At 35.2% G+C, this 14,471-nt stretch carries 16 protein-coding genes; 4 read left to right on the top strand and 12 right to left on the bottom strand.

The features are described from left to right. Window positions 1-333 precede the first annotated feature (333 nt). Window positions 334-681, top strand: coding sequence for a DUF6176 family protein (locus tag BK137_RS06215; protein WP_038186808.1), 348 nt, complete (start codon window positions 334-336; stop codon window positions 679-681). A gap of 90 nt (window positions 682-771) precedes the next feature. On the opposite strand, the gene BK137_RS06210 is transcribed toward BK137_RS06215, so the two are convergent. Beyond that, window positions 772-1,413 (bottom strand): MBL fold metallo-hydrolase, encoded by a 642-nt coding sequence (locus BK137_RS06210; RefSeq protein ID WP_038186810.1) that lies wholly within the window; start codon window positions 1,411-1,413, stop codon window positions 772-774. A 177-nt stretch (window positions 1,414-1,590) separates the two neighbouring features. Here BK137_RS06210 and BK137_RS06205 point away from each other — a divergent pair, with 177 nt between their 5' ends. Next, a complete protein-coding gene (locus BK137_RS06205) occupies window positions 1,591-1,770 on the top strand; it encodes a DUF2759 domain-containing protein (protein WP_038186813.1) in 180 nt (59 codons plus the stop codon). Between the two features lie 55 nt (window positions 1,771-1,825). Here the strand turns inward: BK137_RS06205 and BK137_RS06200 are convergent, their stop codons facing one another. The 5 genes from BK137_RS06200 to rpmG all read right to left on the bottom strand — a co-directional run bounded on the left by BK137_RS06200 (window position 1,826) and on the right by rpmG (window position 6,193). Further along, window positions 1,826-2,920, bottom strand: a complete 1,095-nt coding sequence (locus BK137_RS06200; RefSeq protein WP_038186816.1) for a YqgU-like beta propeller domain-containing protein — start codon at window positions 2,918-2,920, stop codon at window positions 1,826-1,828. Between the two features lie 129 nt (window positions 2,921-3,049). Further along, entirely contained in the window at window positions 3,050-4,948 is a 1,899-nt protein-coding gene (locus tag BK137_RS06195) for an LTA synthase family protein (protein WP_038186820.1), read from the bottom strand. A 229-nt stretch (window positions 4,949-5,177) separates the two neighbouring features. Then, entirely contained in the window at window positions 5,178-5,387 is a 210-nt protein-coding gene (locus BK137_RS06190; RefSeq protein WP_038186823.1) for a YqgQ family protein, read from the bottom strand. Further along, window positions 5,371-5,976 carry a 5-formyltetrahydrofolate cyclo-ligase gene (locus tag BK137_RS06185; RefSeq protein ID WP_038186824.1) on the bottom strand — a complete coding sequence of 202 codons (606 nt, stop codon included), beginning with the start codon at window positions 5,974-5,976 and terminating at the stop codon, window positions 5,371-5,373. The genes BK137_RS06190 and BK137_RS06185 overlap by 17 nt, the downstream gene beginning before the upstream one ends. Window positions 5,977-6,043: 67 nt before the next feature. Then, window positions 6,044-6,193 (bottom strand): 50S ribosomal protein L33, encoded by a 150-nt coding sequence (gene rpmG / locus BK137_RS06180; RefSeq protein WP_038186828.1) that lies wholly within the window; start codon window positions 6,191-6,193, stop codon window positions 6,044-6,046. Between the two features lie 227 nt (window positions 6,194-6,420). Between rpmG and BK137_RS06175 the strand changes: the two genes are divergently transcribed. Both BK137_RS06175 and BK137_RS06170 read left to right on the top strand, forming a co-directional pair. Continuing rightward, on the top strand, window positions 6,421-6,795 hold the full coding sequence (locus BK137_RS06175) for a hypothetical protein (protein ID WP_038186831.1): 375 nt from the start codon (window positions 6,421-6,423) through the stop codon (window positions 6,793-6,795). Continuing rightward, complete coding sequence (locus BK137_RS06170) at window positions 6,792-7,271, top strand: endolytic transglycosylase MltG (RefSeq protein WP_051448763.1); 480 nt, start codon at window positions 6,792-6,794, stop codon at window positions 7,269-7,271. Before BK137_RS06175 ends, BK137_RS06170 begins: the two co-directional genes overlap by 4 nt. Before the next feature lie 191 nt (window positions 7,272-7,462). Here BK137_RS06170 and phoU read toward each other — a convergent pair whose 3' ends face one another. The 6 genes from phoU to BK137_RS06140 form a co-directional block, all read right to left on the bottom strand. After that, a complete protein-coding gene (gene phoU / locus BK137_RS06165) occupies window positions 7,463-8,122 on the bottom strand; it encodes a phosphate signaling complex protein PhoU (protein ID WP_038186833.1) in 660 nt (219 codons plus the stop codon). A gap of 14 nt (window positions 8,123-8,136) precedes the next feature. Beyond that, window positions 8,137-8,964 carry a phosphate ABC transporter ATP-binding protein PstB gene (pstB, locus tag BK137_RS06160; RefSeq protein ID WP_038186836.1) on the bottom strand — a complete coding sequence of 276 codons (828 nt, stop codon included), beginning with the start codon at window positions 8,962-8,964 and terminating at the stop codon, window positions 8,137-8,139. A gap of 19 nt (window positions 8,965-8,983) precedes the next feature. Next, window positions 8,984-9,862 carry a phosphate ABC transporter permease PstA gene (pstA, locus tag BK137_RS06155; RefSeq protein ID WP_038188225.1) on the bottom strand — a complete coding sequence of 293 codons (879 nt, stop codon included), beginning with the start codon at window positions 9,860-9,862 and terminating at the stop codon, window positions 8,984-8,986. Between the two features lie 2 nt (window positions 9,863-9,864). Next, complete coding sequence (pstC, locus tag BK137_RS06150) at window positions 9,865-10,812, bottom strand: phosphate ABC transporter permease subunit PstC (RefSeq protein WP_038186840.1); 948 nt, start codon at window positions 10,810-10,812, stop codon at window positions 9,865-9,867. A 66-nt stretch (window positions 10,813-10,878) separates the two neighbouring features. Further along, the gene (locus tag BK137_RS06145; protein ID WP_038186843.1) at window positions 10,879-11,853 is read right to left on the bottom strand and encodes a PstS family phosphate ABC transporter substrate-binding protein; all 975 of its coding nucleotides are present in this window, start codon (window positions 11,851-11,853) and stop codon (window positions 10,879-10,881) included. 218 nt (window positions 11,854-12,071) lie between these two features. Continuing rightward, the gene (locus BK137_RS06140) at window positions 12,072-14,279 is read right to left on the bottom strand and encodes a peptidoglycan D,D-transpeptidase FtsI family protein (RefSeq protein WP_038186846.1); all 2,208 of its coding nucleotides are present in this window, start codon (window positions 14,277-14,279) and stop codon (window positions 12,072-12,074) included. Window positions 14,280-14,471 lie beyond the last annotated feature (192 nt).

The following is a 14,471-nucleotide window of genomic DNA, read 5'->3' as shown; positions in this document are numbered from 1 at the left end:
CAGTATTCACCGCTTCATTCCAATCAGGATTAAAAAGTCATGTATCATTCACGCTATCACCCTCCTTACCTTTGTCTTCAAAACACTCTATATCTAAAAGTGTTTTCCAACTATCTATCCATTTCCAATAATTTAAATCCAGATAAGCTATCGCTACAAAACCCTAAATAATAAATGGTTGTAATTCCCATTTCGTTTATCTATATTAAAACATATCTTACTTTTGTTTGAATATTTAAAATAAATATTATATTTCCAATTTATTATATTCAAAAAACATCAGAATTCTCTCTTATCAACGAGGCGTCATATTACCGGCTGGAGGAATAGTAAATGCTAGAAATTGAATGCACGAGATTTCGAGTTCAACAAGGAAAATCAGAAAAAGTTACGGAATGGTTAAAGTTTTTAAATGATTACATGCAGGATGTTCTTGTTACATTAGAAGGAGACAAGATGTACGTTGAAACAATCTTCCGTGAAGTTTGGAATAATGAGGAGTATTTGTATTGGTACTCTGTACAAGGAAAAGGTGGAATTGCTGTAGAGGACTCAACACATTGGATTGATAAAAAGCATTTAGACTATTGGGATGAATGCATTGACCCAACTTTTAAACCCGTTAATCTATCTACCGAAGTTGTAATGATTCCAGAAAATATAAAAAGAAACATGGTTTAAGTTAATATGTTCTGTTAAATTACATAAAAAAAACCGACTAGTAAGATTTCACTCACTTATCGGTTTTTTCTTCATTTTTATCCTTAAATCTTACAAAAATCCGTTCAAAAAAGGATTTTGCTCCATTTCCGTCCCAATAGTAGTTGCATCTCCATGACCTGGGTAAACAATTAGGTTCTCATCTAACGATAAGAGCTTATCATGGATAGATTTTAATAACAGTTTTTCATTGCCACCTACTAAATCTGTGCGGCCTACACTACCTTGAAATAGAGTATCACCAACCACAGCAAATCCTTCATCTTCGAATATAAATGAAATACTACCAGGAGAATGACCTGGAGTGTGTACAATTTCAAATTCAAAAGGTCCTATAGTCAATTCTTGTGGTTGATCAATCACATGATCTGCTGGTTGTGTTGTTATATTTGGTAATTCCGCATATTTACCTGAACCATTTTTCATTGGATCAATTAACCAATCCGTTTCCGCCTTATGTAAATAAACAGGTACTTTAAAAGCATCTCTCACTTCATCTACTGCTCCAATATGATCGAAATGAGCATGTGTTAACAAAATAGCTAACGGACGCAAATTTAAGGCTCTTAATTGCTGTACAAGTCTCTCTCCTTCACTACCTGGATCAATTACAAGACATTCTTTCTTTTTATTTGAAATAATATAGCAATTTGTTTGAACTGGTCCTAATGTATATGTTCGAATATTTAACATTCTTTTCACCTCCACTATATTATACAGATTCCGTCAAGAAATGATATATCTATGATAACATCCCTCGTTCAAATATCCGTCACTTTTTAATCTCGACAAACGTACTAATTAGCTTTACAATAGAAGAGGAATATCGTTTGCGGCATTCATTTTCGGATGTCGAAAGGAGTGTCTATATTGAACTTATTAATGGTTATTTTTGGCCTAGTCGCAATTCTAGGTCTAATTGGCACTGTACAGTCTCTCAAAGAAAAAAGCATTCTAGGAATGGCTTTTAACTTTGTTACATTTGCAGTGTTTGGATGGTTCGTATTTATGACTATCTTAAATCAAGGATTCCCACCATCTCTTCACTAATACAAAGTGGGACAATAAAAGCTGTGGTTTTTATACCACAGCTTTTTTTTGTCTTCTATTCAAGGGTTAACCATTTTTTCTTTTTGTAAGGTTCAAATGACATAACTTGCTCCAAATCATTGCCATATAAACAAAGTGAGCCTTTTGGAGAGCAAGTAATCATTGTATACTCATCTAGCGTTACTAACTCTTCTACTTTTTCATCTGAAATTTTCATCAATTTAAATTTACCTGAATAATCATCCAACAAACCACCTTCAGTTGGTACAATAGCGATCACTGATTGATCCTCTAACCAAACTAAATCCGGAACAAACCATTGAGAATAATTACTTAATGCAGGTGCTTGCCAAGTGATTTCCTTATTTTTGTTCTTTAATAAATAAGAAAACTGTTCTGTTTCGAAATCAATTTGAACTGTTAATCTAGCATCCTTCTCTGTATCCAAATATACAACCTTTTTTAAATCAGTTAGTTGTTCCTGACCAGTCTTCCAATTCAATTCTACTATTTTGCCACCATTAAGCTGACGAGCTGTCCAACGGTTATACAGTAAAATATCTTCGGATTGCCAAACTAAAAATGGATTACTAGGATTAATCTCATGCAATTTTTCTTGTTCACCATCAAAGACATAACATTGGTATGAAAAATCTCCTTGAAATGCTGTGAAGGCAACTAATTGAGGGTTTTTAGGATTCCACATAATTGATAATTCCGATGATAGAATATCGACACTATGAAGAATTTCCCCTTTTAGCGAAATAATCTTAACCGTTGCAGATGAGGAGTTTGCGGAAGATTGAACGATAATTTGCTTTTTAGAAGGATGGATCATCACTTGAATAATTTGGTCCTTTTCTGAAAAAATCGTCTCTTTTTCACCTGTAATTAAATTATAAGTTAATAGGTGGAAGCGGTCTGATTCATAAGCAACATACAAAATTGTTGTTTCAGATAGAAACCCAACAATACTATGTAAATCTTCTGTCTTCATAGAATAATCAAGAACTTCTGTTGCAACCCTTTTTTGTTCAATCGCTTCAGGGTTATTTGAATCCGCATCTAAATTTGGTTGTGAAGATTCTTTATTACACCCAACTAAGAAAATGGCACAAGTGAGGACTAGATACATCATAAATTTTTTCATATTGTGCCTCCTCTTCACCTACATCTATTATACGATTATAAACTAAAAAGGTTTCGTTATAAGTAGAAAATTATGGATTTTCATAAAAAAACCTACATGAATAGATTCATGTAGGTTTTCAAAAAGAATTTATTTAGTTTCTTCTGAATTTGATTTTACAGCTCCAGTTTTTTCATCATAAAAGCGGAGTAAATCACCGTTAATAATACGGTCAGAGTATTCTAGTTTTTTATTGGCTCTTTCAATAAACGGTTCACACTTCGCTTGATCCGTTTTCTCACCTGTTTCTTTATCGTAACAAACTTCACCAGCATAAACTAGTTTATCAGTTACAAAACGACCATCACGGAATGTAACGAAGTCTTCATGGTCTTTAGAGAATAAATCTGCACCTAATTGTAAGTCATTAGATGTATCAACACCTAATAAGTGCAATACTGTTGGGCGAATATCCATTTGACCCGATACTTCATGCATTTCTTTACCTACGCCTGAGTTAGGAATATGCACGAAGAACGGCACTTGTTGTAGCTGAGCTGTTTCAAGTGATGTGATTTCTTTACCCAAATATTGTTCCATTGCTTTGTTATGGTTTTCTGAAATACCATAGTGGTCACCATACATTACAATAATCGAATTATCATATAAACCTTTTTCTTTTAAATCAGCAAACAGTTTTTTAATTGCTTCGTCTGTATAACGGACAGTTTGGAAATAACGGTTCACTGTACCATCTTCAGATGTATAAGGTTCAATGAATTGATCCTCTTCATCAGAAGTGAATGGATAGTGGTTTGTTAAAGATAACATACGTGTGTAAAAAGGTTGTGGCATTGTTTTCATAATATCCACTGATTGTTCCATAAACGGAATATCTTTTAATCCCCAGTTAACTGAGTTTTCTTCATTTACATCAAATGAATCAATATCATAGAACTTCTTAATATCAAATGCATGATACATCATATCACGGTTCCAGAAACTCTTATTATTTGAGTGTAGTACTGAAGTATAGTAGCCTTCACCATTTAAACGTTCAGCCATCGAATTGTATGTGTTCCCACTGTTAGTGAAGAAGACAGCTCCTCGTCCTGTTCCGAATAATGAGTTTTCAACAATAAATTCAGCATCCGATGTTTTTCCAAGACCAGTTTGGTGATAGAAATTATCGAAGTAGAATGTATCTTTATCTTTTGTTAAAGAATTTAAGAATGGTGTGATTTCTTGACCATTCACTTCATTATTAATGACAAAGTCTTGAGTTGATTCAAGGGAGATAATAATAACGTTGCGGTCTTTAGCAACACCAAACATTTTATCATCAGCTTTAGCTGGATTAGATTTTACGTAGTTTGTAACCTCTGTTAACGCACTACCATCAGCTAATGCACGCTGAGCATGCGATTTTGATTGAATGTAAATATCATATAGATGGTAATTGTAAGTACCAATGTTCTTCACTAAAATTTCACGGTCAAAGCTACGAGTTAATAACTGTGGACGTTCTGTTTCAGCTAAACCAAGATTCAAGAATAACATTGCACATGATAACACAAAATACGTACGACGCATTTTCGGTTTAACTACGAAAATTTCTTTTGCAACAGGTAAAAACTTAACTGCTAGTATTAACAAAATAACGTCTGTAAAGTAGAAAACATCTGTAAAGTACATCGAAGATAATGCAGAGTTTCCAAGGTCACCGAAGTTACTTGTTTGGAACAACATCGGTAATGTTATAAAATCATCGAAGAAGCGATACACAGCAACGTTAGCATATAAAACAATTGCTAGAATACTACTTGTGATAATTATATAACGATTACGCGCTTTTGCAGTTTTAAAGAATAACGACAACCCAAAAATAAATAGCAAGAAGCTAAGTGGGTTGATAAACAGAATCAATTGTTGCATTGTATTTTCAATTTTCATATCAAAGGCTGTTTGATATGTTATATAAGTCTTGATCCAAGTGGCTATTATTGCTAAAGCCAAAATTGAATGTTTAGGTGCTTTTTTAAAATTCATTCCTAACATCCTCCTACTTTCCTTCGTTCTTTACAATTTTAGTTTCATATATGAAAGAAACAAAATATATCATAATCCTTTTTTTACAACAACGCAACAAAAATGTTACATCACATATTATATATTCAATCTTCCGTTTTTATTACAGACTCTTTATTAGACGGATGAGTCATGTAAAAGTTTCATTAATCTTTAAAAAAAGTAGTAGAAAATAAATTCTACCACTTCTTTACATTTGTTGTCTATTCCTTTTCTCTTTCGAAATTTCTTGGCGTAAGATCATCAAAGCCATTTGATAATCTTGTATGTCTATTAAATGTGAAGAGTAGAGTTCTCGGATCTCATCCTCCATCAGTTCTAAATCCGCAACTCGATCTTTTGTATAAATAAATGTACCAAAGCGTTTCAAAAATTGCATTACATCATATACTGTTTTCATCGACTGATTGTGACTCCTTTCGATTTTCAAGACAATTAATCACGCTTGTCTCTGTAATTATTTTATGAACCGGTAAATCATATTGATCTGTCGGTACTTTATGTATGAGCTGTACTCCAAAAGCTAAGGTGATTCGTTCTCCGTTGTAACTGGCTAAATACCGATCATAGTAGCCGCCCCCAAAGCCTACGCGAAAACCAAACTGATCAAATACAACACCTGGAACAATCAAACAATCGATTTCTTTCTTTGGCACTTCTTTTGTTAATGCAGGAATAGGTTCTTTCAGTTGCATATAGACCGTTTCTAATTGATCGAATGATGTAATTTCATAAAATATCATAGCACGTGTTTTAGGTTCGCATTTAGGAACAGCTACTCGTTTGCCTTGTGACCAGAGTTTTTCAATTAAAGTGATTGTATTCACTTCTGGAAAGGCTGATATGGTTAAACCAATTATATTCGCTTTTTTAATAGAAGATTCTCTTAATAGTTGTTCATGAATTTGCAATGAGTATGCATCATATTGCGCCTCTGACATTTGAGCAAGCTTTACTCTCATATCTTGACGTAGTGTTTTTTTATCCAAGGGGTTCACTCCTTTTAGTCCAAAGAACGGAAAAAGCCAAAACCACTCGTGGTTTTGGCAACAGTTATTACTTCGTTTCACGGTGAAGAGTGTTCTTCTTATCACGAGAGCAATATTTTTTCAATTCAAGACGTTCTGGATTGTTACGCTTGTTTTTCTTAGAAATGTAGTTACGTTCGCCACATTCAGTGCAAGCTAATGTAATATTAACGCGCATCTTTACCCCTCCCACTCTATATCAAGAATAAAATGTCTTTAGTGAGCATGATTTATACGACTAACTCATTATATCATAACTTCGAAAAAAATCTACTGTCATTTCTTCTGGAAATTTCGTCTAATACGTGGCTAAACGTGGGATACTGTTTGATGAGCAGGAGTATTATGTCCTACTTTATGATAAAATGGTATCACAACTATTTAAACCTATTGAGGTGAAAGAATTTGGAATTATCATCTATATTAATGATTGTTGGGATTATCGTAATAATTACTTCGTTTTTCATCAAAGATCATTCGACACAAATCGAGGGAGATGTTGAAGAACTTTCTCTTAATTTTTACCAAGAAACGCATCAACTAAAGCGTCGCTTAAAAGTAATTGAGGAAGAATTATTATTAGAGCCCAAATTGATAGGAAAACCTAAAAAAGCAGCCTCTCCTGTAACTGCATCCACTAAAGGTGTTCACCAAATTATTATCAGTCAAGTGCAAACGCTACATAAGCAGGGCTATACTATCCCTGAAATTAGTAAGCGATCTTCTCTATCAGTAGAGCAGGTGCAAGAAGTCCTTCAAAGTGGAGGCAGCCGCGTATGAGAAAATCATCCATCCGAGCATTTGGCATCGCTCTTTTTCTTGCGGGTGCTAGCTTCACATTCGTGGATTTCATAACAAGTGACGCTGACATTGAAGCAGCAAATATTAATGTGCCTAAAGGTACAGTCCTTATCAAAAAGACTGAACTAGAAGCAATTAACGCGGAAGCAGCTGAAGCAAAAGAGCAGCTTGCTAAAATTCAAACAGACTACAGCGCATTAAAAAATAACACAGTATCGGTAAATTCCTCAGCTAGAAAAACTGTAAAGTCGTATACACTTGTTATTAAAAAGGGTATGGGTACTTCAGAAGTAAGTTTAGCTCTAGAGAAAGCCGGTATAATTAAAGATGCTGGTGACTTCGAGCTTTACGTCATCAAAAATGACAAAGCTTCTAGTCTTCAAATTGGCACATACGATTTAAATATCAAAATGACTACCGCTGAAATTGTTAAGAAAATTACGCGTAGTAAATAATTGAAATGCATTTAGAGCATTTAGTTCTGAAAAACTTAAACGTCCAATGAGTATTTAATATACTCATTGGACGTTTTTCAGTTAAACTCAGCTAAGTTGAAAGCACATCACTGTTATTAAATCTGTTCTCCAATTTGAACAACAAAAAGAAAGCTGGCTCATTAGTCAGCTTTCTTTCTTCTATAGAAAGGCTATTGATTCAACTCATAATGCTTACCCTTCACTAAGTAAAATAACAGCTCAGCCAAATTTGTGGCATGATCCGCCGAACGCTCTAAATACCGACAAACAAAAGATAATTGCGCCACTTGGCCAATATCTTTCATATTTTCTGTCGGTGTATTTAATATTTCAACAATTGCTTCTCCATATAAAGTATCAATTTGATCATCTAAGAGCGCAATTTCCTTCGCTTTATTCATATCTTCTTCGATAAATGCCTGTACCATATTTTTTAACATTGCGATTGCTTGATCTCGCATTTGTGCAATTTTCTCCGTAGGATAGACCACTTTCGTTTCACCAAGACGAATCGTCTCTTTGGCGATGTTTACAGCATAATCCCCAATTCTCTCCATATCTGAGGCAGCTTTAATCATGACGATTAAGCGACGTAAATCAGTCGCAACAGGTTGTTGTTTGGCGATCAATAAAATGACCTCATCATTTAAATGCTCTTCTAACCTGTTGATAAAACGATCTTGATCTATTAATAATAGTGCCGCATCAATATCTTGATCGAAAAGTGCCTCAACTGATTTCTCTAATGCCTGAATAGACATATGACATAAATCTAACATTAGCCCTTGCACTCGCTTTAAATCATTTTCAAATTTTTCACGAACCGTCATCTCTATATTCCTCCTTAACCGAATCGACCGGAAATATAATCTTCTGTTCTTTTATCCGTTGGTGTAGAGAAAATATGGTTCGTTGCCGCATACTCTATCACTTCTCCATTTAGGAAGAATGCCGTTTTATCAGAAATACGCGCTGCTTGTTGCATATTATGTGTCACAATAATAATTGAATAGTTTTCTTTTAATTCTTGGACTAACTCTTCAACTTTTAATGTAGAAATTGGATCTAATGCTGAAGTTGGCTCATCCATTAATATGACATCTGGTTCAATGGCAAGGCATCTAGCAATACAGATACGTTGTTGCTGTCCACCTGATAATCCATATGCATTTTGGTTTAGTCGATCTTTAACTTCATCCCATATCGCTGCTCCGCGTAAACTTTTTTCCACGATTTCATCGAGAATTTTCTTATTTTTAATACCATGTATACGCGGACCATAAGCGATGTTATCGTAAATAGATTTTGGGAATGGATTTGGTTTTTGAAATACCATACCTACTTTAGTGCGCAATTCTTCAACTTGGTATTTGTTATCTAGAATATTACGCTCACGGTATAAAATTTCACCTTCTGTACGAACAGATGGTATTAGCTCGACCATTCGATTTAATGTTTTGATATACGTCGATTTACCACAACCAGATGGACCAATAATTGCCGTTACTTCGTTTTCTTTCATTTCTAGATTTATATCTTTTAAGGCATGATGTTCCCCGTACCATAAATTCAAGTTTTTCGAATGATACACTGTTCGTTTGTCTTCGTTTGAAATTACTTTTAAGTTTTGTCCCTTTGTTTCATATACTTCATTTACTGGAAGTTTAACCATCATTGAAGCCCCCTAGTTTTTAATAACGACGCTGAAATTTATTTCGAATTATGACGGCAATGGAGTTTAAGATAACTAAGAATGTCATCAAGACTAGAATTCCGGCCGCTGCAACATATTGAAATTCCTCTTGCGGGCGTTTTGCCCAGTCAAAGATTTGCATTGGTAAAGCTGTGAATTCGCTCAAAATGCCATCTGGTAAGAAATGTACAATCACCGGAATCCCTAATACAACAAGCGGTGCAGTCTCACCTATAGCTCGCGACAGCGCTAAAATACTTCCTGTTAAAATTCCTGGTACCGCTGATGGCAAGACAACTTTTAATATAGTTTGCCATTTTGTCGCACCCATACCGTATGATGCTTCCCTTAATTCCTTTGGTACAGAACGAATCGCTTCTTGTGCAGCCACTATAATAACGGGTAAGATCAGCAAACTCATTGTAAGTCCTGCTGCTAGTACACTTTTCCCTAATGCTAGCGAACGAACGAATATCGTTAAACCAAGTAATCCAAATACTATAGAAGGAACACCTGCTAAATTCGAGATATTCATGCGGATAAAAGCATTTATTTTATTTTGCTTCGCATACTCTTCTAAATAAATAGCCGTTCCTACCCCCAGAAATAGGGATACTGGTGCCACAACTAACATTAGAAAGACGGAACCAACGAGTGCAGCTTTAATCCCTGCTTTTTCTGGGAACCTAGAAGCAAAGTTTGATAAAAAGTCTACCGATAAATAACCCCAACCTTGATCAAACATGCGGTAAACTAATATACCAAGCATTGCTAAGGCAAAAAGTGTTACTAATAGGAAGACTGTTTTCAACAGCTTATTTACAACTAGTCGTCCATTCATGCGCTTCACAACTTGCGTATGATCAACATATTTCACCATCAATATTCCTCCCTAAAGCGTTTTGAAATGAAATGTGCAAGTAAATTCATCAGCAATGTGAAGATGAATAGTGTAAATCCAACTGAGTAAATTGAGTAGTAAATGGTTGTTCCATAGCCTGCATCACCTGTTGAAACTTGAACAATATATGCCGTCATCGTTTGGATTGAATCCGTCACGCTAAAGTCAAATGTTGGTGTCGCTCCTCCAGCAAGAGATACGATCATGGTTTCACCAATTGCACGAGACACCGCAAGTACTACCGAAGCCAATATCCCTGATAAAGCTGCTGGTAACACAATTTTGATTGCTACTTCCAGTTTTGTTGAACCAAGTGCCAAAGCACCTTCTCGCATTGCATTTGGTACTGAAGTCATTGCATCCTCAGAAAGCGAGGCAATCATCGGTAATATCATGATCCCTACGACAATCCCCGGACTCAATGCATTAAAGATTTTCAACCCTGGAATCAATTCTTGTAACATCGGAGTGACAAAAGTCAGTGCAAAGAATCCATAAACAATTGTCGGAATACCTGCTAATACTTCTAGAACTGGTTTGATCAAACGTCGTGTACGATCACTTGCATATTCACTAAGGTAAATTGCTGCAGCAATACCGAGTGGAACTGCTACTAAAACTGCAATAACTGTTACCTTTAACGTTCCTAAGATTAGTGGTAAAATTCCGTACATTGGCTCCTTACTTGAGAATGGAAGCCATTCGGTACCAAATAAGAAATCAATGAAAGGTACTTCCTTAAAGAATTCAAATGTTTCAAAAATAAGTGTGAAAACTATTCCAAACGTTGTTAATACCGAGATTAAAGCAGTGGTAAACAATAAGATTGGCATTACTTTTTCTACTACCTTTTTAGATCCCTTACCACGTGATTGTGCAATTAAATCTTGAACAGACAGCTTATCCGTCGATTCTTTTACAGCCAAGTTGAAGTCCCCCTTCAGTAAAAAGGGAGCAGGTAGCGTTTTGCTACTCGCTCCCCTAGCCAGTGATTATTTCAAGCCTTCTAAAGCATCTAAGTCTTTTTTGTAATCTTCATCTGGTGTTCTAACATAGCCTACAGCTTCTGCCATATCGCCTGCATTTTCAAGAGCATATTTCATAAAGTTATAGAATGCTGCATTTTCTTTTACTTCGCTATTCTTCACGTAGATGAATAGTGGTCTAGAGAGCGGTGAATATTCACCTGATTTAATTGTTTCATTTGTTGGCTCAATTCCGCCGACTTTAACAATTTTAAGATTATCTTTATTTGCTACGTAGTATGCGTAACCGAAGTATCCGATAGCGTTTTTATCGCCTTCAACACCTTGTACTAGTACGTTATCATCTTCTGATAGAGTTGCTTTTTTCGCTAAATCTTTACCGTCTAAAATAACTTCATCGAAGTAGTCATATGTTCCTGAGTCAGTACCAGGAGAGTAATAGGTAATTTTTTCTTTTGGCCAAGATGGGTCGATATCAGACCATTTCTTTTCTTTACCATCTTCAGTCCAAATTTGTTTTAATTGATCTACTGTTAAATCTTCTATCCAATCATTCTCTTTATTTACTACGATAGATAAACCATCATAACCAATTTTCATTTCTGTATAGTCAATGCCTGCTTCTTTTAACTTAGCAGCCTCTTCTTCTTTAATTTCACGAGATGCGTTTGCAAATGCCGTCTCACCTGCTATGAATTTCTCAAATCCGCCACCAGTTCCAGAGACTCCTACTGAAACTTGTACTTTAGGTTGAACAGCTGTATATTCCTCTACAATTGCTTCCATGATTGGTGCTACAGTTGAAGAACCATCTCCTGCGATTTTTCCTTCTAGTTGCTCACTTGCACCAGCATTTGTTTCTTGGCTAGATGCACCGCTGCTTGACGTTTTGCTACCTTCTTCTGTGTCACTGCCACATGCTCCTAACAAAAGTGCCGAGCCTACGATTGATGTCATCATGAAGTACTTCCAGTTTTTCATCTGTTTGTTCCCCCTAAGGTTTTTGTGTTTGTTTACTACACTGTTAACTATAAAGTAGACATGTTGAGGACATATAAATGTAATGTAAGGTTATATAAAGGTATTGTAAATGCTTTGTAAATCGCTGTCGTTTTCTGTAATAATGTATACAAAAAACGCCTCACATTGTATTTTGTACAATGTGAGGCGTTTAACTATTTTAATAGAAGAAAGTCATTTTATTGAGTACCCATTTTTTGCGCATCTTCTTCATCGATCTGCTCTTTTGTAATAGGCTTTTTAATTTTTTCTCCTACTTTTTGTTTTGCCTTTTTCGTATTTTTCTTTTGGATTTCAAAGTATTTGTCAACAGCCTGGCGAGCAATGATGTTATTGATAGCTGTATAGTTTGTACCTGTTGTAACCCACGGTACAACTACTGCATATGCAATTTCAGGATTATCATAAGGAGCAAAGCCAACATGAGTGATACTTAACGTTTGTGTTCCGTATGCACTTTTCTTTGGCCCATAATAGACAGCCTCTGCCGTACCTGTTTTACCTGCCGCATTAAACTTCGCATCCCGGAAGTAAGAAGCTCCTGTCCCTTGATTTCCAAAATAAACACGATGCATTCCGCTCTTAACATAATCTATTTCTGATTTAGTATTGTCAATCGTATTTAAAATTGTAGGTCCAAGTTCTGTTACGATTGGCCCTAATGTTTTACCATCAACAGATGGCTCTCGAATTTCTTTCGCCAAATGTGGTTGAATTCGTTTACCTCCATTAGCAATAGTTGAGACATATTGAGCTAATTGAAGGGGAGTAAAAGTATCATACTGACCAATTACTAAGTCAAGTAATTTACCTGAAATTGTTTCATTTCCTTTAAATCCTTCAAATTCTCCAGGTAAATCTATACCTGTTTTTACTCCTAAGCCAAACTGTGCATATGAATTACGAATTTTTGTAAAATCCTCTAATGTCACTCGTAATCCCGCATTTGGCACATAGTTTACACCTGCAATTTTCATCGCTGTTTTAAACATATATACGTTGGAAGATCTCTCTAAAGCAGTTAAACCATCCATTGAAATTCTACCACCTGGATTAAAAATGGATTTTTTGGGTTCAGTACCTAAAATTTTGATTGGTTCGTCTATTAGAACTTCATTTGGAGTAATTGCATTTAACGAATAACCCGTTAAAAGTGTTGCTGGTTTAATAACAGAACCTGCTTCATAAGCAGATGTAAATGAACCAATAGCGTAGTCATTAATTGTCATTTTCCCATTATCATCTGTGTCGAGTTTTTTACCAACCATCGATAAAATTTCACCTGTGTTTGGATTCATCATAACAAGAAAAGCTCGATCTAGTAACGAAGAACCTGCTTGTGATTTAGCAAATAGCAATTGTTCTTCCACAATCTTATCAAGGCTTTCTTGTAATTCACTGTCAATCGTAAGAATTAATTCTTTTCCAGGAGAACCTTCAGATGTAGTTACTGTATCTACAACTTGCCCTTTGCCGTTTGTAGCATTTTTGACAACGGCTTTTTGGCCTTGTAATATCTCTTCATACTGTTGTTCAATATAACTTTTACCGACACGATCATTTCGAGAATAATCACGTGCCAAATAATAGTCCACCAAATTTTTTGGAATTCCTTCCCTTGGTGTTGTCGTTGAACCTAAAATACTTAATGCAGATTTTTTCACACGAGCCCAATCTGTAGTAGTATTTACACCAGGTAGCTCTGTTAAATTCTCTGATACGATTGCAAATTCTTTATTCGTTACATTATCACTTTTAATAATTTGTGGTGATAAATAATAACCTGCAGCCATTAATCGATAAATAGCTAACACTTGTAAATCTTTCTTTGTTAATTCTCTTAATTCATCATTAGTAATTCGGTCACGCACTAATTTATCTAGCTCTGCCTGCTTTTCTTTCTGTTCTAGTTCTGAATCATTGTTAATGTCTTTCTGTTCTTTTTCACTTACTTTTGCATAAGCCTTTTCTTTGTTGAGCGTTATCCAAAAGTCTCTTTTATCTCGATCCGTGATAGGTTTCGTATCCATTTTAATGAGTTTTGCGAGTTTATTTGCAGTTTCCAACATCTCTTTCGTTGTTGTCGATTGTAGTTTTGTATAAGTAATCGCATTCTTTGGTTCATTATCAACTAAAACACGGCCCTGTCTATCATAAATACGGCCACGAGGAACGCTAGAATTTACCGTTACTTCGTCAGTTCGCGCTAATTCTCTCACATATTCTTCACCTTTAACGATTTGCATATACCCTAAACGCAAAATCAAAAGAGAAAACAAAAGGAAAATTGAAAAGAAAAGTATATTCATTCGAAACGAAAGATTTGCACGCTGTTTTGCTTTGACACTAGCTGCACGTTTCTTTTTAGATGGATTTTTTTTGCGCATGCAATGTCCCCCCTTCCGCTTTATTCACAATTAGTAGTATATCATTTTCAGCACAAAAACACACCGTAGTCATGTCGAAAAATAGTCTAATTGATTTCTATTTTATACGAAAATAATGAAGTGCTCTATTTTTGGAAAAAGAGAATAAAAGTACAAATTACAAACTTTACAGGTCAACTTATGTATTCTTTT

This window comes from Viridibacillus arenosi, from assembly GCF_001955655.1.
GTDB lineage: Bacteria > Bacillota > Bacilli > Bacillales_A > Planococcaceae > Viridibacillus > Viridibacillus arenosi.
The sequence above is the reverse complement of the archived record's forward strand: the minus strand, read 5'-3'. Positions and strand labels throughout refer to the sequence as shown.

Excerpts from the sequence above, each read along its gene's own strand:
- BK137_RS06190 (WP_038186823.1), bottom strand. The coding sequence starts at position 5,387 with ATGAAAACAGTATATGATGTAATGCAATTTTTGAAACGCTTTGGTACA.
- BK137_RS06200 (WP_038186816.1), bottom strand. The coding sequence starts at position 2,920 with ATGAAAAAATTTATGATGTATCTAGTCCTCACTTGTGCCATTTTCTTA.
- rpmG (WP_038186828.1), bottom strand. The coding sequence starts at position 6,193 with ATGCGCGTTAATATTACATTAGCTTGCACTGAATGTGGCGAACGTAAC.
- BK137_RS06215 (WP_038186808.1), top strand. The coding sequence starts at position 334 with ATGCTAGAAATTGAATGCACGAGATTTCGAGTTCAACAAGGAAAATCA.
- BK137_RS06195 (WP_038186820.1), bottom strand. The coding sequence starts at position 4,948 with ATGAATTTTAAAAAAGCACCTAAACATTCAATTTTGGCTTTAGCAATA.
- BK137_RS06210 (WP_038186810.1), bottom strand. The coding sequence starts at position 1,413 with ATGTTAAATATTCGAACATATACATTAGGACCAGTTCAAACAAATTGC.
- BK137_RS06140 (WP_038186846.1), bottom strand. The coding sequence starts at position 14,279 with ATGCGCAAAAAAAATCCATCTAAAAAGAAACGTGCAGCTAGTGTCAAA.
- pstB (WP_038186836.1), bottom strand. The coding sequence starts at position 8,964 with ATGGTTAAACTTCCAGTAAATGAAGTATATGAAACAAAGGGACAAAAC.
- BK137_RS06170 (WP_051448763.1), top strand. The coding sequence starts at position 6,792 with ATGAGAAAATCATCCATCCGAGCATTTGGCATCGCTCTTTTTCTTGCG.
- phoU (WP_038186833.1), bottom strand. The coding sequence starts at position 8,122 with ATGACGGTTCGTGAAAAATTTGAAAATGATTTAAAGCGAGTGCAAGGG.
- BK137_RS06145 (WP_038186843.1), bottom strand. The coding sequence starts at position 11,853 with ATGAAAAACTGGAAGTACTTCATGATGACATCAATCGTAGGCTCGGCA.